Origin of the sequence: Pseudomonas sp. HMSC067G02 (assembly GCF_001813485.1) — a bacterium.
GTDB lineage: Bacteria > Pseudomonadota > Gammaproteobacteria > Pseudomonadales > Pseudomonadaceae > Pseudomonas > Pseudomonas aeruginosa.
Genome location: NZ_KV812664.1, coordinates 1 through 17,300, shown reverse-complemented (window position 1 = coordinate 17,300; position 17,300 = coordinate 1). Strand labels below are relative to the sequence as shown.

The following is a 17,300-nucleotide window of genomic DNA, read 5'->3' as shown; positions in this document are numbered from 1 at the left end:
ATCGGTTGTTCGTCCCCGCGCACTGTTCGGTGCGCTGGGGATTTCGCTCGTGTTGGTCCTCTGGTTGTCCCTCGCCCTCGGTCCCGTCAGCCTGCCGCTGGGCGATACCCTGCGCGCCGCGCTGCGCCTGGCCGGGCTGCCGCTCGATGGAACGGGCCTGGCCCAGGCGGAAATGATCCTCGGCCAGATCCGCCTGCCGCGGACCCTGCTCGGCCTGGCCGTGGGCGCGGTGCTGGCGCTGTCCGGGGTGGCGATGCAGGGCCTGTTCCGCAACCCGCTGGCCGATCCAGGGCTGGTCGGGGTGTCCAGCGGCGCGGCCCTCGGCGCGGCGCTGGCCATCGTATTCGGCGCCTCGCTGGGCGGCTTGCCGGCGTTCCTCGCGCCTTACCTGCTGTCGCTGTGCGCCTTCGGCGGCGGCCTGGGGGTGACCTGGCTGGTCTATCGGCTTGGCCGCCGCGATGGCCAGACCAGCGTGGCCACCATGTTGTTGGCAGGGATCGCCTTGACCGCACTGTCCGGCGCGGTGATCGGACTGTTTACCTATCTCGCCGATGACGCCACCTTGCGTACCCTGACCTTCTGGAACCTGGGCAGCCTGAACGGCGCCAGCTACCCACGACTCTGGCCGCTGCTGCTGGTGGCGCTGCTGGTGGCCTGCTGGCTACCGCGCCGGGCAGATGCGCTGAACGCACTGCTGCTCGGCGAGTCCGAGGCCCGTCACCTGGGCTTCGACGTCGAGCGATTGAAGGCCGAACTGGTGCTTTGCACTGCCCTCGGCGTCGGCGCCGCAGTGGCGGCTGCGGGGATGATCGGCTTCATCGGCCTGGTGGTGCCGCACCTGATCCGTCTGGTTGCCGGTCCGGATCATCGGACGTTGCTGCCGGCCTCGATGATGGCCGGCGCCATTCTCCTGCTGCTTGCCGACCTGCTGGCGCGCCTGGCGCTGGCTCCGGCGGAGTTGCCGATCGGCATCGTCACGGCACTGATCGGCGCGCCGTTCTTCCTTTATCTGCTATTGCGGGGGCGGGCCTGATGCTGCGCGTGGAGAACCTGTCCATCCGCCGTGGCGGAAAGACTGTACTGGAAGGCCTCGAGCTGGAGCTGCGGCCTGGCGAGATGCTCGGCGTACTCGGCCCCAACGGCGCTGGCAAGAGCACCTTGCTTGGCGCTCTCTGTGGCGAACTGGAGCCGGCCGAAGGGCTGGTGCTGCTCGACGAGCGCGGCCTCGACGACTGGCCGGGCGTCGCTCGCGCGCAGCGCCTGGCGGTGCTGCCGCAGAGTTCGTCGCTGGGCTTCGCCTTTCCGGTGGAGGCGGTGGTCGGCTTCGGTCGGCTGCCCCATTCCAGCGGCCGCGAGCGCGATGTGCAGATCGTCGCCGAGGCCTTGGCGGCGGCCGACGCCAGCCATCTGGCCGGGCGCAGCTACCTGGCGCTGTCCGGCGGCGAACGCCAGCGCGTGCACCTGGCGCGGGTGCTGGCGCAGCTGTGGCCGGGCGAGCCGGGGCAGGTGCTGCTGCTCGACGAACCGACCTCGGCGCTCGACCCGCTGCACCAGCACACTACCCTGCAGGCGGTGCATGATTTCGCCCGCCGCGGTGCCTCGGTGCTGGTGATCCTCCACGATCTCAACCTGGCCGCGCGCTATTGCGACCGCCTGCTGCTGTTGCAGAATGGTCGCCCGCACCTGCTCGGTACGCCCGAGGAAGTCCTGCGCCCCGAGCCGTTGCGCGCGGTGTTCGGCCTCGAGGTCCTGGTCCAGCGTCATCCCGAGCGAGGTCATCCGCTGATCGTCACCCGTTGAAGGAGTCGCCATGCGCATTCGCCTGTTCGCTTTCTGTCTGCTGCTGGGCGGCTGCCAGTCCCAACTGCCGCCGCTGCCTGATTGGCAGAGCCCGGAAGGGCGCGACGATCCGCAGACGGGACGAATCGTCGAATTGCGCAGCGGCGTGACGCTGAGCCCGCAGCAACTGGTCGCACGCCTGGCGGCCGCGCCGCGAGTGATCGTCGGCGAGAAGCACGACAATCCCGATCATCATGCCGTGGAACTGTGGCTGGCGCAGGCCCTGGGCGAATATCGGGCGCAGGGCAGCCTGCTGCTGGAAATGCTCGATCCCGGCCAGCAACCACGGGTGGATGCGGTCCGCGTACAACTCGGGTCCGGCAAGCCGGTGGCGAACCTGGAGCAGGCCCTGGACTGGCAGAAAGCTTGGGACTGGACGCAGTACGGACCCCTGGTGTCCTGGGCGGTTGCGCAACCCGCGCCGTTGCTGGCGGCGAACCTCCAGCGGAGCGAGATCATGCGCATCTACAGGGAGCGTCCGCCGCTTCCCGGAACGGCCTCCAGGCGTGACAGCGTGCGCCTGCCGCTGCTTGCGCAGATTCGCGAATCCCACTGCGGCATGCTTCCCGACGATCAATTGCCGGCGATGCTCGCCGTCCAGCAGCAACGCGACCGCCGCATGGCCGAGCGTCTTCGCGATGCGCCGCGGCCGGCGATGCTCGTCGCCGGCAGCTTCCACGCCCGGCGCGACCTCGGCGTACCGGTCCACCTGCGCGACCTTGGTGCGGAGAAGGGCACTCAGGTACTGATGCTGGTCGAGGCCGGGCAGGCGGTAACGACGCGTGAGGCCGACTACGCCTGGTACACGCCGGCACAGCCGGACAAGGACTATTGCGCGGAGATGAAGAAGACACGTTGAAGGAAGGGCGCGAGGCCTGGAGCCGCGTATCGCGCTACGTTTTCGCGGGCAAAAAAAGACCCGGCAAAGTGCCGGGTCGAAACCGTGATTAGCCTGATGAGGAGATAATCTGAAGAGTCCGACTGCTTGGTCTCTCAGCTTACCTGCTGGCCTCGCGACCAGTTGGTGTAATAATAACTATTCTCATTATCAGGTCAAGCCGGTTCTCATTCATTCCATCGCCAGCCGATGAACGGTCGTCTCCGGCCGAATCGCAGGCAAAAAAAGACCCGGCAAAGTGCCGGGTCAAAAACCGTGATTAGCCTGATGAGGAGATAATCTGAAGAGTCCGACTGCGTGGGTCTCTCAGCTTACCGGCTGATCTCGCGACCAGTTGAGTGACATAATAATGATTCTCATTTCCATGTCAAACGCTTTCGCCAAACTTTTCTGCTAGCTAGTCGCGAGTCCTCTGGAATGGGCCTCAGGCGCTGCGGCGCAGGCGCAGCTGGGTCACTTCCCGGTTAAGCAGGTCTATCCGCCGGGCCATGCCTTCGATCAGGCTATGGGCGATTCGCGGGTTGTTCTGCATAAGGCCGAGGAACTGCTCCTTGGGAATCACCATCACCGTGCAGGGTTCGCTGGCGACCACCGTGGCGCTGCGTTTCTCGCGAGTGAACACGGCCATGGCGCCGAAGATCTCGTCCTTCTGCACATCGCCGACTTTCTGGCCGTCCACCAGCGCTTCGGCGTGCCCTTCGATGATGATGAATACATGATCCGCATCGTCGCCCTGGCGGATCAGCGCCTCGCCCGCGGCGAAGTGGCGGAAGCCGGTGGCCGGGCGGACTTCCGGCTGCTTCAGGTGCGCCAGCGCATCGCCGAGCAGGGCAGTCTGTCCGATCAGGTACTGCAATAGCAGTTCCTGACGTTCCTGGTCAGCATGGATGTGCTGGAGCAGCGCATCGCGCGAATAGGGCAGCAGGCGGATCGGTTCTTCGTTGGCATGCCGGCAGGCGGGGAGCTCGAGTCCGCGTCGAAGGCCGAGGAGGTCGCCTTCCTGGAGGTAGAACAGTGGGCGTTCGTCGACCAGCGCATGCAGCAGGCCGCTTTCCACCAGGAATACCTGGTCGGCGGGCAGCTCGCGTTCCAGGTCGTCGCTACGTTCCAGTTCCAGGGCGGGGCCGCTGGGTGCCAGGCCTTCGAGCAAGCGGTGAGGGATTCCCTGCAGGCGATTGATCAATTGGTCGGCATAAGCCGGTTGCTCGCCGAGTAGATACATGGCCATTTCCTTGAGCTGCCTGGTCGGGAGAGGAGGTACGAACGTCCACGAGACGATAGGTGGGCGCCCGGGGGGAGTAAATATCTTCCCGTGGCAGGTGTGAGCTAGCTCTTGTTTCGCACGGGGAAAGTCTCCAGCTCGCCGAGCAGTGCGGCCTTGTGGTCTGGGGACAGCTCGTTCCAGTGAACGTCGAGGAGTGCGCCTTCGATGGCATAGAGCAAGACTTTCGAGGCTCGGAAGCCGCGCGCGCGGACCGCGCGATAGGCTCCCACCGAGCCGAGCCGACGCAGATCGGTGGCGCTGTGGATACCCACGGCATGCAACCATTGGGTCGAGGTTTTCCCGAGGTTTTTCAGATTCAGCAGTTCGTCGTTCATCGTCGGTCCTTGCGATGCCGCTCAGAAGCGTGATGGCGCGGAACTGCCTGGAACCGGTCCGGAGCCGACAGGGCCGGCGCGATGGAGCGAGATGGCCGACGCGAGCGGCCTTCGCCCTTACGATCCGGCGTAGGCGGTCCGGGACCGATCCTCAGCCGGCCGGGTACCTGCCAGAAGTGTAGCGGCCTCCCGGCAAAACGTGGCCTGGCGTGGTCCTTCCGCTTCTCAGGGCTCCGGCAGGTAGCGCAGGCGGGTGCCGAAGTTCACCGACATGCGGATCTCGTCCGGCGCCAGGCGCAACGGGAAATACGTACCGGATATCTGCGCATGGGCCAGGCTGGCGCCCTCCAGGCGCGCCTCGCGCAGATCCACGCCGCGCAGGTCGGCGCCGCGGAAATAGGCATCGCTGAAGTCGACGCGGGCGGCATCCAGCAGACGCAGGTCAAGGCCGCGGAAGTCGCCGCCGGCCAGGTCGATCCAGCCGTCGGCCGGCTTCTGTCGGTTGAAGCCTTCGATGTCTTCGGCGTGGAGCAGTTGGTAGAGCGGCGAGTCGAGCTGACGGGGCGAGTTCATGGGCGGCGTCCTGCGCAGAAGGCTCGCCGTGAGTATAGAAGAGCAGCGGCACGGCGCCCGCCCTGGAGGGGCGGGCGGCATGGCAGTTCGTTCAGAGACCGGGCAGGCGCTGGCGAATGCCGTCGATCAGCCCGTCGAGGCTGGCCGCGTCGTGGGTGTCTACGCGCTTGCTCTGGACCGTCTCCGCCGCTGTCAGCGGCTCGCGGGTAGCCTGCTGGGTGCGGATCACGTCGAGAGTCGCGTCGGACGGGTCCTTGCCTTCCGCCTGGCGTTGCGCAAGCCAGCCGGCGATCACCGCTTCGGGCGCCTGGCAGTCGAGGATCAGGAACGGCACGCCGGTTTCTTCCGCGATGTGGCAAGCGGCCTGGCGCTGATTCTGCTTCAGGTAGGCGGCGTCGATCACCACCGGATAGCCGGCCTGGAGGATCTTCGCGGCCAACTGGTGAAGGTGCGCATAGGTCGCTTCGCTGGCCTGGCTGCTATAGATGCCGGCGGCGAACTGGCCCCTGTCGTGTTCCGGCTGCTCGCCGAACAGACGCTTGCGTTCGACATCCGAGCGCAGGCGCACGGCGCCCAGAGCCTCCACCAGACGCATGGCCACCTGGCTCTTGCCGACCGCGGAGACACCATGGGTGACCGCCAGGAAGCGCGAGGGAATGGCGCTGTAGCTTTCCGCCAGGTTGGCGTAGTTGCGGTACTGGCGCAGGGTCGCCGCGCGCTGCACGGCATCGGTCTGGTAGCCGAGGCTGAACAGCGCGACCTTGGCGCGGACCATGGCGCGGTAGGCCTTGTAGAAGTTCAGCAGTTCCAGGGCCTGGTAGTCGCCGGTGTGTTCCAGATAGAGGCTGACGAAGCGTCGAGCGTGGCACTTCAGGCCGCGATCTTCCAGGTCCATCGCGAGGAAGGCGAAGTCGGCGCAGACATCGGTGAAACGGAACGGCTCGTTGAATTCGATGCAGTCGAACAGCACTACCCTGCCGTCGATCAGCGCGGCGTTGCCCAGGTGGATGTCGCCGTGGCATTCGCGGATGAAGCCCTTCGCCTTGCGCTCCTGGAGCACCGGCAGCAGGCGTTCGAAGCTGCTTTCCGCCCAGGCTTCGAGGGCATCCAGCTGTTGCAGGTCGGCCTTGTCCTTGAGCAGCGGGCGAACCTGCTCGAAATTCTGCCGCACCGGCGCCATGCAGGACTCGGCGGTGCCCAGCGGGTGCTCCAGCGGCACCTTCGGAGTGTTCTGGTGGAAGTGCGCGATCTGCTCGGCCAGTTCGTCGATATGCTGGTTGGACAGTTCGCCGCGGCCCTGGATTGCCGCCAGCAGGTTGTCCTGCGGGAACTGGCGCATCTTCAGCAGGTATTCGATTGCCTCGCCGTCGCCGCCGATCCGCGGCGCCTCTTCGCTGCCGGTGATCGGCAGGACCTCCAGGTAGAGATCGTCGGTGAGGCGCTGGTTCAGGCGCAGCTCTTCGTTGCAATAGAAGCGGCGCTTGTCCAGGCTGGTGAAATCGAGAAAGCCGAAATCCATCGGCTTCTTGATCTTGTAGGCGTAGGGACCGGTCAACAGGACCCAGGAGATGTGCGTCTCGATGACCTCGAAGCGCTCCACCGGGTGGGGGTAGAGGGCCGGGTTCTGCAGGGCGGCGATCAGGGTCTGGCTCACGGGATATCCTTGCCTCTGAAATATGCGAAAACCCGCATTATGGCGGGAAGGGGTGACAGTGCAAACCTCGCTGGCGGATAGCAACCATTTGCCGGATCGCCGGTCGAATGCGCCGCGCTGCCGCCGCGCCTATCCACCGGGGCCGCGCAGACCGTGGATGCCGCCGATGCGGTGTCTGTCCGCTGTGGATAAAGTACGTATAATGCGCCGCCATGACGCGTCCCCGATCCCCCCGTTCCCGTAACAGCAAAGCACGCCCGGCACCCGGCCTGAACAAATGGCTCGGCTGGGCCCTCAAGCTCGGCCTCGTCGGCCTGGTGCTCCTCGCCGGCTTCGCCATCTATCTCGATGCCGTGGTGCAGGAGAAATTCTCCGGCCGGCGCTGGACCATCCCGGCGAAGGTCTATGCCCGCCCGCTGGAGCTGTTCAACGGCCTGAAGCTGAGCAGGGAAGACTTCCTGCGCGAACTCGACGCCCTCGGCTACCGTCGCGAGCCCAGCGTGAGCGGCCCTGGAACCGTATCGGTGGCGGCCAGCGCGGTCGAACTCAATACCCGTGGCTTCCAGTTCTACGAAGGCGCGGAACCGGCCCAGCGCGTGCGCGTGCGCTTCAACGGCAACTATGTCAGCGGGCTGAGCCAGGCCAACGGCAAGGAACTGGCGGTGGCGCGCCTTGAGCCGCTGCTGATCGGCGGCTTGTATCCGGCGCACCATGAGGATCGCATCCTGGTCAAGCTCGACCAGGTGCCGACCTACCTGATCGACACCCTGGTCGCGGTCGAGGATCGCGACTTCTGGAACCACCATGGCGTGTCGCTGAAATCCGTGGCCCGGGCGGTGTGGGTCAACACCACGGCCGGCCAGCTACGCCAGGGCGGCAGCACCCTGACCCAGCAGTTGGTGAAGAACTTCTTCCTGAGCAATGAGCGCAGCCTGAGCCGCAAGATCAACGAAGCGATGATGGCGGTGCTGCTGGAACTGCACTACGACAAGCGCGACATCCTCGAGTCCTATCTCAACGAGGTGTTCCTCGGCCAGGATGGGCAACGAGCGATCCATGGCTTCGGCCTGGCCAGCCAGTATTTCTTCAGCCAGCCGCTGGCCGAGCTCAAGCTCGACCAGGTGGCGCTGCTGGTCGGCATGGTCAAGGGACCGTCCTACTTCAACCCGCGGCGTTACCCGGATCGTGCGCTGGCGCGGCGCAACCTGGTGCTCGACGTGCTCGCCGAGCAGGGCGTGGCGACCCAGCAGGAAGTCGACGCCGCCAAGCAGCGCCCGCTCGGCGTTACCCGGCAGGGCAGCATGGCCGACAGCTCCTATCCGGCCTTCCTCGACCTGGTCAAGCGCCAGTTGCGCCAGGACTACCGCGACGAGGACCTGACCGAGGAAGGGCTGCGCATCTTCACCAGCTTCGATCCGATCCTGCAGGAGAAGGCCGAGACCTCCGTCAACGAAACGCTCAAGCGCCTCAGTGGGCGCAAGGGAGTCGACCAGGTCGAGGCGGCGATGGTCGTGACCAATCCGGAAACCGGCGAGATCCAGGCCCTGATCGGCAGTCGCGACCCGCGCTTCGCCGGCTTCAACCGGGCCCTGGACGCGGTGCGGCCGATCGGTTCGCTGATCAAGCCGGCGGTCTACCTGACCGCTCTCGAGCGGCCGAGCAAGTACACCCTGACCACCTGGGTGCAGGACGAGCCCTTCGCGGTGAAAGGCCAGGACGGCCAGGTCTGGCGACCGCAGAACTACGACCGGCGCTCGCATGGCACGATCTTCCTGTACCAGGGCCTGGCAAACTCCTACAACCTGTCCACCGCCAAGCTCGGCCTCGACGTCGGTGTGCCCAACGTGCTGCAGACCGTCGCCCGGCTGGGTATCAACCGTGACTGGCCGGCCTATCCGTCGATGCTGCTGGGCGCCGGTTCGCTCAGTCCGATGGAGGTCGCCACCATGTACCAGACCATCGCCAGCGGCGGCTTCAACACGCCGTTGCGGGGGATCCGCAGCGTCCTCACTGCCGACGGCCAGCCGCTCAAGCGCTATCCGTTCCAGGTCGAACAGCGCTTCGACTCGGGCGCCGTCTACCTGGTGCAGAACGCCATGCAGCGGGTCATGCGCGAAGGCACCGGGCGTTCGGTGTACAGTCAATTGCCGTCGTCGCTGACCCTCGCCGGCAAGACCGGCACCAGCAACGACTCGCGCGATAGCTGGTTCTCCGGTTTCGGCGGCGACCTCCAGGCTGTGGTCTGGCTCGGTCGCGACGACAACGGCAAGACGCCGCTTACCGGCGCCACCGGTGCCTTGCAGGTGTGGGCCAGCTTCATGCGCAAGGCGCATCCGCAATCGCTGGAAATGCCGATGCCGGAGAACGTGGTGATGGCCTGGGTCGACGCGCAGACCGGGCAGGGCTCGGCGGCGGATTGCCCGAATGCCGTACAGATGCCCTATATTCGTGGCAGCGAGCCCGCCCAGGGCCCAGGCTGCGGGAGCCAGAACCCCGCCGGCGAGGTGATGGACTGGGTACGTGGCTGGCTGAATTGATCCGAGAGGACCTGACGTGAAGAAGATTTTCGTATTCGCCGCGCTTGCCGGCAGTGCCGTGCTCGCGGGCTGCGCCAGCCCGCAGCACGGGGCGATCCCGGTGGTGGATTCCGGTACTCCGGTGTCCAACCAGGAAAGCGGCGGTTTCCGCATCACCCGTACCCAGGTACCGCGTACCCAGCAAGGCGCCGCCACCCAGGGCATTCCCCAGGGCGGCGACTCCGGTGTGGTGGTGATGGTGCCGCAGGGCGCCAATTCCGCACCGATCCAGACTTTCCCGGCGCAGTCCGGCGCCGCGCCGATCAGCAGCGCTCCGCTCGGCACCGGCACCCAGTACCAGGCTCCGCCCAGCAGCGCCTCCACGCCACCGCTGGGTGGCAGCTACAACATGCCGCCCAGCGGCGCCAGTCGTTCCGCGCCCACCGGCATTCCGGCCTCCGGCTCGGCCGGCAGCCTGGCGGCCGACGAGCAGTTGGACGGGCCGGTCCTGGCGATGCTCACAACCGCCCAGCAACAGCAGGGCAGCGGCGACCTGAACAGCGCCGCCGCCAGCCTCGAGCGAGCCCAGCGCATCGCTCCGCGCGAGCCGCAGGTGCTCTATCGCCTGGCCCAGGTGCGCCTGGCCCAGGGCGATGCGGCCCAGGCCGAGCAGGTCGCGCGCCGTGGCTTGAGCTACGCCAATGGCCGGCCGGCCTTGCAGGCCGGGCTCTGGGAACTGATCGCCCAGGCTCGGGAGAAGCAGGGAGACTCCGCCGGCGCTGCGCTGGCCCGGCAGAAGGCCAAGGTCAGCTCCTGATGGATCGACGGGTCTATGCGCTGGCCGACCAGTTGTTGCTGATCGAGCGTGAGTTGCGTGCCCTCGGCTGGTGGAGCGAAAGCAGCCCCGCCCCGGAAGCGCTGGCCAGCCCCGAGCCGTTCTGCGTGGATACGCTGGCGCTCGAGCAATGGCTGCAATGGATCTTCCTGCCACGGATGAAGCTGATTCTCGAAAGCGACAGCGCCTTGCCGCAAGCCTCGGGTATCCTGGCCATGGCCGAGGTGGCCTATGCGCAGCGTGGCGAGGAAGTCGCCGGCCTGCTGGCGGCGCTTGGCGAGTTCGACCGGCTGATCGGCGGGCCGTCATGAAGCTTCGGCAGTAAAGAAAAACCCGGCTACAGGCCGGGTTTTTCTTTGCTTCAAGCAAAGCGGAGAGCCGGGTCAGCCCCATGCTGCGGGACGGGGCTGTGTTCGCCTCAGCGGCAATTCTCCTGGATCGCCTTTTCGGCCTTGGCGATTCGCTCCTGGCGTTCTTCCTCGCCGAGGCGACGGAGTTCGCCCTTGCCTTCGTCGACCCTTACGCGCGGGTTGTTCTTCAGTTGCGCGAGGTTGTTGCGGGTCTCTTCGCAGAACTGCTTGCGCTCGGCCTCTTCCTTCGCCACTTGCTGCTTCACCTTGTCGTCGATCGCCTTCTGCTCGGGATCGGCCGGTTTCTGCTGGATGGTCGGTGCCGGGGTCGAGGGGGGCAGGGGGAAGTTGTCCGGCGGCGGGGCGGTCTGGGTATTCACCGTGGTCGCTTGTGCACCTTGCGGCGGTTGTGCGCCGAAGTGGGTGACGCCCTCGGCGTCGACCCATTTGTAGATCGGGGCGGCCATGGCGAAAGAGGAGAGGGCGAGCAACAAGCTGGCCGGGAGGATCATGCGTCGCATGCGGAGTCCTTGGAATGCGCTAACTGCGGCTAACTATAACCAAATCCGCCAGCGCGGCATGCTGCACGGCATCACAACCGCCGCCGGAGACGGCCTCGCCGTGGCAAGTCCTCGCGGGAATCATGGGCATTTTGGAAAAGTTTGCTCTAAATCGGAATTTTCTAGCCATAAAATCTGTTTTTGGTCATTGATCAGCTTTTTTATAGAAGGGTATGGCAGCTTCCTTGGAATTTTTTTTGATAATTTTCAGAATAAAGCTTGACTTGCGTTCGACGAATGCGAAGAATCCAAGCTCGCTGTAGCGGGCCGTCTGCAACCCAGTCCCCTCTCCGGCAGACCATGAGGTGCCTACCCGCGCCGAAAGTTACACCCTGCTTCGCGTTACCTCGCGCTGGGTGGAAGAGCTCCGTAACACCAGGCGCCCTTCCAAGTTTGCTCAATCGGCAGTTGACGTAGCCGGTGACTACCGTCACCCATGCTCTGCCGGGCAGCCAACCGAATTTCGGTCGCCCGCCCCTGGGTGGCCGTATAGCGTTCTAGAGGTGAAAACGTGGAGCTTTTATCTGGCGCTGAAATGGTCGTCCGCTCGTTGCGCGACGAAGGCGTTAAGTACATCTACGGGTACCCGGGTGGTGCCCTCCTGCATATCTACGACGCGCTCTTCAAGGAGCACGACGTGACCCACATCCTGGTGCGCCACGAACAGGCGGCTACCCATATGGCCGACGGCTACGCCCGCGCCACCGGCAAACCCGGTGTCGTGCTGGTGACTTCCGGCCCGGGCGCGACCAACGCCATCACCGGTATCGCCACCGCGTACATGGACTCCATCCCGATGGTGATCCTGTCGGGCCAGGTGCCGAGCAACATGGTCGGTACCGACGCGTTCCAGGAAACCGACATGGTCGGGATCTCCCGGCCGATCGTGAAGCACAGCTTCATCATCAAGCATCCCTCGGAAATTCCCGAGGTGATCAAGAAGGCCTTTTACCTGGCGCAGTCCGGTCGTCCGGGGCCGGTGGTCGTGGATATTCCGAAGGACATGGGCGACCCGACGCAGAAGTTCGAATATTCCTATCCGAAGAAGGTCAAGTTGCGTTCGTACAGCCCGGCCGTTCGCGGTCACTCGGGACAGATCCGCAAGGCCGCCGAGATGCTCCTGGCCGCCAAGCGCCCGGTGGTCTATTCCGGCGGCGGCGTGATCATGGGCAATGCCGCGGCGCCGCTGACCGAGCTGGCGCAGATGCTCAACCTGCCGGTGACCAACACCCTGATGGGCCTCGGCGGGTATCCCGGCGCGGACCGCCAGTTCCTCGGCATGCTCGGGATGCATGGCAGCTTCACCGCCAACCTGGCGATGCATCACAGCGACGTGATCCTCGCGGTCGGCGCGCGTTTCGACGACCGGGTCATCAACGGTGCGGCGAAGTTCTGCCCGAACGCCAAGATCATCCACATCGACATCGATCCGGCGTCGATTTCCAAGACCATCAAGGCCGACATCCCGATCGTCGGCCCGGTGGACAGCGTTCTCACCGAAATGGTCGCGATCGTCAGGGAAATCGGCGAGACCCCGAACCAGGATGCCCAGGCTGCCTGGTGGAAGCAGATCGACGAATGGCGTGGTAACCGTGGGTTGTTCCCGTACGACAAGGGCGACGGCAGCATCATCAAGCCGCAGACCGTCATCGAGACGCTCTACGAGGTTACCCATGGCGATGCCTTCATCACCTCCGATGTCGGCCAGCACCAGATGTTCGCCTCGCAGTACTACAAGTTCAACAAGCCCAATCGCTGGATCAACTCCGGCGGTCTCGGCACCATGGGCTTCGGCTTCCCGGCGGCGATGGGCATCAAGCTCAACTTCCCGGACGACGATGTCGCCTGCGTGACCGGCGAGGGCAGTATCCAGATGAATATCCAGGAACTGTCTACCTGCCTGCAGTACGACCTGCCGGTGAAGATCGTCAACCTGAACAATGGTGCCCTGGGCATGGTCCGCCAGTGGCAGGACATGCAGTACAACAGCCGTTATTCGCATTCCTACATGGAATCCCTGCCGGACTTCGTCAAGCTTGCCGAAGCCTACGGGCATGTCGGCATGCGCATCACCGACCTGAAGGATCTGAAGCCGAAGATGGAGGAGGCGTTCGCCATGAAGAATCGCCTGGTCTTCCTCGACATCCAGGTGGACGCCAGCGAACACGTCTATCCGATGCAGATCCGTGACGGCGCGATGCGCGACATGTGGCTGAGCAAGACGGAGCGTACCTGATCATGCGACACATCATTTCCCTGCTGCTGGAAAACGAGCCAGGCGCATTGTCCCGCGTGGTCGGCCTGTTCTCCCAACGCAACTACAACATCGAAAGCCTGACCGTGGCGCCGACCGAGGACCCGACCCTGTCGCGTCTGACGCTGACCACCGTGGGGCACGATGAGGTGATCGAGCAGATCACCAAGAACCTCAACAAGCTGATCGAAGTGGTCAAGCTGGTGGACCTGTCGGAAAGCGCTCATATCGAGCGCGAGCTGATGCTGGTGAAGGTCAAGGCCACGGGCGCCCAGCGCGCCGAGGTCAAGCGCACCACCGATATCTTCCGTGGGCAGATCGTCGACGTCACCAGTAGCGTCTATACCGTGCAACTGGCGGGTACCAGCGACAAACTGGACAGCTTCATCCAGGCCATCGGCACCGCGTCGATCCTGGAAGTGGTCCGCAGTGGCGTCACCGGCATCGCCCGTGGCGACAAGACTCTGAGCATCTGAACTGAAAGCAGGCCCGCGAGGCCTTACTGAAGGGGAATTCCCATGCGCGTTTTCTACGATAAAGATTGTGACCTCTCGATCATCCAGGGCAAGAAAGTTGCCATCATCGGCTACGGCTCCCAGGGCCACGCCCATGCCTGCAACCTGAAGGACTCCGGCGTCGACGTCACCGTGGGCCTGCGTAGCGGCTCTGCCACCGTGGCCAAGGCCGAAGCGCACGGTCTGAAGGTTGCCGACGTGAAGACCGCCGTCGCCGCAGCCGACGTGGTCATGATCCTCACCCCGGACGAGTTCCAGGGCCGCCTGTACAAGGAAGAGATCGAGCCGAACCTGAAGAAGGGCGCCACCCTGGCCTTCGCTCACGGCTTCTCCATCCACTACAACCAGGTCGTCCCGCGCGCCGACCTCGACGTGATCATGATCGCGCCGAAGGCCCCGGGTCACACCGTGCGTTCCGAGTTCGTCAAGGGCGGTGGCATCCCTGACCTGATCGCCATCTACCAGGACGCTTCCGGCAACGCCAAGAACGTCGCCCTGTCCTACGCCTGCGGCGTCGGCGGCGGTCGTACCGGTATCATCGAAACCACCTTCAAGGACGAGACCGAAACCGACCTGTTCGGTGAGCAGGCCGTTCTCTGCGGTGGTTGCGTCGAGCTGGTCAAGGCCGGTTTCGAAACCCTGGTCGAAGCCGGTTACGCGCCGGAAATGGCCTACTTCGAGTGCCTGCACGAGCTGAAGCTGATCGTCGACCTGATGTACGAAGGCGGCATCGCCAACATGAACTACTCCATCTCCAACAACGCCGAATACGGTGAGTACGTAACCGGTCCGGAGGTGATCAACGCCGAGTCCCGTGCTGCCATGCGCAACGCCCTGAAGCGCATCCAGGACGGCGAATACGCGAAGATGTTCATTACCGAAGGGGCGGCCAACTACCCGTCGATGACTGCCTACCGCCGCAACAACGCCGCTCACCCGATCGAGCAGATCGGCGAGAAGCTGCGCGCGATGATGCCGTGGATCGCAGCCAACAAGATCGTCGACAAGAGCAAGAACTAAGCGGCTCCGGCGACAGACGAAGAAACGCGGCCCTGGCCGCGTTTTTTCGTTCTTGCCTGGCGATCTGGTATAAAGCCTGGGCCGGCGGAGTTGTCTTCCTAGTCAGAAGAGCTGTCGGCATATTCGTACCCCATCAGTTCCCAAGGAATTGTCCATGAGTGAACGTCCCGAGGAGCCGAACAAGGCCTCCGACGAAGAAAGCCTGCTGCCCATCGACGAACATATAGAAGAAGGGCACGACGCCGAAGGGCGGAAGGTTCGTCACCGCGGTATCTACCTGCTGCCCAACCTGTTCACCACGGCGGCCCTGTTTTCCGGCTTCTACGCCATCATCAATGGCATGAGCGGCCAGTTCGCCAATGCCGCCATCGCTATCTTCGTGGCCATGGTCCTCGATGGACTGGACGGCCGCGTGGCTCGCCTGACCAACACCCAGAGCGCCTTCGGCGCCGAGTATGACTCGCTGTCCGACATGGTCGCCTTCGGTGTGGCGCCGGCGCTGGTCGCCTTCGAATGGGCGCTTGGCAGCCTCGGCAAGGTCGGTTGGATGGTTGCCTTCATCTACGTTGCGGGCGCCGCCCTGCGTCTGGCTCGTTTCAACACCCAGGTCGGCAAGGCCGACAAGCGCTATTTCATCGGCCTGGCCAGTCCGGCCGCCGCGGCGCTGGTGGCGGGCACGGTATGGGCGTTCAGCGATTTCGAGATCCAGGGCGCCAAGGTTGCCTTCCTCGTCGCCCTGCTGGTCGCCGCCGCCGGTGTGCTGATGGTCAGCAACATCAAGTACCACAGCTTCAAGGATCTCGACCTGCGCGGCCGGGTGCCGTTCGTGGCGATCCTTATCGTGGTGCTGGCCTTCGCCGTGGTCTTTACCGACCCGCCGCGCATCCTCCTGTTGCTGTTCCTTGCCTACGCGGCCTCCGGTCCTGTGCAATACCTGCTGCAACTGCGTCGCCGGAAGCAGCCGAGCTGATGTAATTTCCAACGGGCTCCGCAGTCTACTGGCATAAAGCTGGTCATTGCGGAGCCCGTCATGCTGATCAAGATTCCCTCCCGTTCCGACTGTTCCGAGTCGGAAGTCACGTCCGAAACCCTCTATCTGTCCCGTCGGCGTCTGCTCGGTGCTTCCTTCGCCGGATTGGCGCTGGCCAGCGGCCTGCCGCGCCTGGGCTTTGCCGACGAACAGCGCTATGCCGGCGTCGAGCCGGTGCCGGCGCCGGGCTGGTTCGCCAAAAAGCTACCGCAGACCCGCTGGCAGGCGGTGGATGTCCAGGGGGAGGCGATCACGCCATTCAAGGACGCCACCCACTACAACAATTTCTACGAATTCGGGCCGAACAAGGGCGACCCGGCGGAAAACGCCTCGGCCCTGAAGACCGAGCCCTGGTCGGTGGTGATCGACGGCGAGGTCGGCAAGCCGGGTACCTATGCCCTCGAGGATTTCGTCAAACCCTACCAACTGGAAGAGCGCATCTATCGGCTGCGCTGCGTGGAAGCCTGGTCGATGGTGATCCCTTGGCTGGGCTTTCCCCTGGCGGACCTGCTCAAGCGGGTCGAACCCAATGGGCAGGCGAAGTTCGTCCGTTTCGAAACCCTGCAGCGTCCGGAACAGATGGTCGGCCAACGCTCCGGTTTCTCGGTGATCGACTGGCCTTATATAGAAGGCTTGCGCATGGACGAGGCGATGCATCCCCTGGCAATTCTGGCGGTGGGCATGTACGGGCGGCTGTTGCCCAACCAGAATGGCGCGCCGTTGCGCCTGGTGGTGCCGTGGAAGTATGGCTTCAAGAGCATCAAGTCCATCGTGCGTATCAGTCTGGTCCGTGAGCAGCCGAAGACCACCTGGGAAAGCATTGCCGCCAACGAGTACGGGTTCTATGCCAACGTCAATCCGCAGGTCGACCACCCGCGATGGTCCCAGGCTCGCGAGCGGCGCCTGCCCAGTGGGTTGTTCAGCCCCAATGTACGGGATACGCAGATGTTCAATGGCTACGGGAGCGAGGTCGCTTCCCTTTATAGCGGCATGGATCTGAGGAAGTACTACTGATGCGCTACTGGTATCTGCGCCTTGCGGTATTCCTGGGGGCGCTGGCAGTGCCGGCCTGGTGGTTGTACCAAGCCTGGATCTTTGCCCTCGGACCTGACCCGGGCAAGACCCTGGTCGATCGACTGGGGCTGGGCGCCTTGGTATTGCTGCTACTCACCCTGGCGATGACCCCACTGCAGAAGCTGAGCGGCTGGCCGGGCTGGATCGCCGTGCGTCGCCAGTTGGGGTTGTGGTGCTTCACCTATGTGCTGCTGCACCTGAGCGCTTACTGCGTGTTCATCCTGGGGTTGGACTGGGGGCAGTTGGGCATCGAGTTGAGCAAGCGTCCCTACATCATCGTGGGAATGCTTGGATTCATCTGCCTGTTCCTGTTGGCGATCACTTCCAACCGCTTCGCCATGCGCAAGCTCGGTAGTCGCTGGAAGAAGCTGCATCGCCTGGTCTACCTGATCCTTGGGCTCGGCTTGCTGCACATGCTCTGGGTGGTGCGGGCAGACCTGGAGGAGTGGACCCTGTACGCTGTGGCTGGTGCGTCGCTCATGCTGCTGCGGCTACCCTCGATCGCTCGCCGCCTGCCCAGGCTTCGAACTCGTCCCGGTGTTTCGTAATAAAAGTTTCAAATAAGTGTTGACGCCAGTTTCTA

18 protein-coding genes are annotated in these 17,300 nt (G+C 64.4%); 13 read left to right on the top strand and 5 right to left on the bottom strand.

The genetic code is table 11. The features are described 5' to 3' along the window. The first annotated feature begins 49 nt into the window (after nucleotides 1-49). Genes HMPREF2914_RS11830 through HMPREF2914_RS11820 form a run of 3 tightly spaced genes read left to right on the top strand, consistent with a single transcriptional unit; the run spans nucleotide 50 to nucleotide 2,698 of the window. Entirely contained in the window at nucleotides 50-1,033 is a 984-nt protein-coding gene (locus HMPREF2914_RS11830) for a FecCD family ABC transporter permease (RefSeq protein WP_003121063.1), read from the top strand. Continuing rightward, nucleotides 1,033-1,800 carry a heme ABC transporter ATP-binding protein gene (locus HMPREF2914_RS11825; protein ID WP_023092629.1) on the top strand — a complete coding sequence of 256 codons (768 nt, stop codon included), beginning with the start codon at nucleotides 1,033-1,035 and terminating at the stop codon, nucleotides 1,798-1,800. The genes HMPREF2914_RS11830 and HMPREF2914_RS11825 overlap by 1 nt, the downstream gene beginning before the upstream one ends. A 10-nt stretch (nucleotides 1,801-1,810) precedes the next feature. Further along, nucleotides 1,811-2,698, top strand: coding sequence for a ChaN family lipoprotein (locus tag HMPREF2914_RS11820; RefSeq protein ID WP_023980525.1), 888 nt, complete (start codon nucleotides 1,811-1,813; stop codon nucleotides 2,696-2,698). A gap of 463 nt (nucleotides 2,699-3,161) precedes the next feature. On the opposite strand, the gene cbpA is transcribed toward HMPREF2914_RS11820, so the two are convergent. From cbpA to HMPREF2914_RS11800, 4 genes are all read right to left on the bottom strand, one after another. After that, nucleotides 3,162-3,959 (bottom strand): cAMP-binding protein CbpA, encoded by a 798-nt coding sequence (cbpA, locus tag HMPREF2914_RS11815; RefSeq protein WP_003095096.1) that lies wholly within the window; start codon nucleotides 3,957-3,959, stop codon nucleotides 3,162-3,164. A gap of 104 nt (nucleotides 3,960-4,063) precedes the next feature. Then, nucleotides 4,064-4,336, bottom strand: a complete 273-nt coding sequence (locus tag HMPREF2914_RS11810; RefSeq protein ID WP_003095094.1) for a TfoX/Sxy family protein — start codon at nucleotides 4,334-4,336, stop codon at nucleotides 4,064-4,066. A 225-nt stretch (nucleotides 4,337-4,561) separates the two neighbouring features. Then, the gene (locus HMPREF2914_RS11805; RefSeq protein ID WP_003095090.1) at nucleotides 4,562-4,909 is read right to left on the bottom strand and encodes a pentapeptide repeat-containing protein; all 348 of its coding nucleotides are present in this window, start codon (nucleotides 4,907-4,909) and stop codon (nucleotides 4,562-4,564) included. 91 nt (nucleotides 4,910-5,000) lie between these two features. Next, the gene (locus tag HMPREF2914_RS11800) at nucleotides 5,001-6,563 is read right to left on the bottom strand and encodes a bifunctional aminoglycoside phosphotransferase/ATP-binding protein (protein ID WP_021264071.1); all 1,563 of its coding nucleotides are present in this window, start codon (nucleotides 6,561-6,563) and stop codon (nucleotides 5,001-5,003) included. A gap of 212 nt (nucleotides 6,564-6,775) precedes the next feature. On the opposite strand from HMPREF2914_RS11800, the gene mrcB reads away from it, so the two are divergent. From mrcB to HMPREF2914_RS11785, 3 genes are read left to right on the top strand one after another with little or no spacing between them, the layout of a single operon-like run. Further along, the gene (mrcB, locus tag HMPREF2914_RS11795; protein WP_003111352.1) at nucleotides 6,776-9,100 is read left to right on the top strand and encodes a penicillin-binding protein 1B; all 2,325 of its coding nucleotides are present in this window, start codon (nucleotides 6,776-6,778) and stop codon (nucleotides 9,098-9,100) included. Nucleotides 9,101-9,116: 16 nt separating this feature from the next. Then, a complete protein-coding gene (lpoP, locus tag HMPREF2914_RS11790) occupies nucleotides 9,117-9,896 on the top strand; it encodes a penicillin-binding protein activator LpoP (RefSeq protein ID WP_003095080.1) in 780 nt (259 codons plus the stop codon). Then, nucleotides 9,896-10,225 carry a YqcC family protein gene (locus HMPREF2914_RS11785; protein ID WP_003111351.1) on the top strand — a complete coding sequence of 110 codons (330 nt, stop codon included), beginning with the start codon at nucleotides 9,896-9,898 and terminating at the stop codon, nucleotides 10,223-10,225. Before lpoP ends, HMPREF2914_RS11785 begins: the two co-directional genes overlap by 1 nt. Nucleotides 10,226-10,332: 107 nt before the next feature. Here HMPREF2914_RS11785 and HMPREF2914_RS11780 read toward each other — a convergent pair whose 3' ends face one another. Further along, nucleotides 10,333-10,785, bottom strand: a complete 453-nt coding sequence (locus tag HMPREF2914_RS11780; RefSeq protein ID WP_003095076.1) for a DUF4124 domain-containing protein — start codon at nucleotides 10,783-10,785, stop codon at nucleotides 10,333-10,335. Between HMPREF2914_RS11780 and HMPREF2914_RS32635 the strand changes: the two genes are divergently transcribed. From HMPREF2914_RS32635 to msrQ, 7 genes are all read left to right on the top strand, one after another. Beyond that, nucleotides 10,775-11,047 carry a hypothetical protein gene (locus HMPREF2914_RS32635; protein WP_153514944.1) on the top strand — a complete coding sequence of 91 codons (273 nt, stop codon included), beginning with the start codon at nucleotides 10,775-10,777 and terminating at the stop codon, nucleotides 11,045-11,047. The two genes, HMPREF2914_RS11780 and HMPREF2914_RS32635, sit on opposite strands and share 11 nt — an antisense overlap. 288 nt (nucleotides 11,048-11,335) lie before the next feature. Then, on the top strand, nucleotides 11,336-13,060 hold the full coding sequence (locus HMPREF2914_RS11775) for an acetolactate synthase 3 large subunit (RefSeq protein ID WP_003095071.1): 1,725 nt from the start codon (nucleotides 11,336-11,338) through the stop codon (nucleotides 13,058-13,060). 2 nt (nucleotides 13,061-13,062) lie between these two features. Further along, entirely contained in the window at nucleotides 13,063-13,554 is a 492-nt protein-coding gene (ilvN, locus tag HMPREF2914_RS11770; RefSeq protein ID WP_003095069.1) for an acetolactate synthase small subunit, read from the top strand. 42 nt (nucleotides 13,555-13,596) lie between these two features. Next, nucleotides 13,597-14,613, top strand: a complete 1,017-nt coding sequence (gene ilvC, locus HMPREF2914_RS11765; protein WP_003095066.1) for a ketol-acid reductoisomerase — start codon at nucleotides 13,597-13,599, stop codon at nucleotides 14,611-14,613. 154 nt (nucleotides 14,614-14,767) lie between these two features. Beyond that, nucleotides 14,768-15,583 (top strand): CDP-diacylglycerol--serine O-phosphatidyltransferase, encoded by an 816-nt coding sequence (pssA, locus tag HMPREF2914_RS11760; RefSeq protein ID WP_003095061.1) that lies wholly within the window; start codon nucleotides 14,768-14,770, stop codon nucleotides 15,581-15,583. A 60-nt stretch (nucleotides 15,584-15,643) separates the two neighbouring features. After that, a complete protein-coding gene (msrP, locus tag HMPREF2914_RS11755; protein WP_023092627.1) occupies nucleotides 15,644-16,657 on the top strand; it encodes a protein-methionine-sulfoxide reductase catalytic subunit MsrP in 1,014 nt (337 codons plus the stop codon). Continuing rightward, a complete protein-coding gene (gene msrQ / locus HMPREF2914_RS11750; protein WP_003111346.1) occupies nucleotides 16,657-17,265 on the top strand; it encodes a protein-methionine-sulfoxide reductase heme-binding subunit MsrQ in 609 nt (202 codons plus the stop codon). The genes msrP and msrQ overlap by 1 nt, the downstream gene beginning before the upstream one ends. The last annotated feature ends 35 nt before the right edge of the window (nucleotides 17,266-17,300 follow it).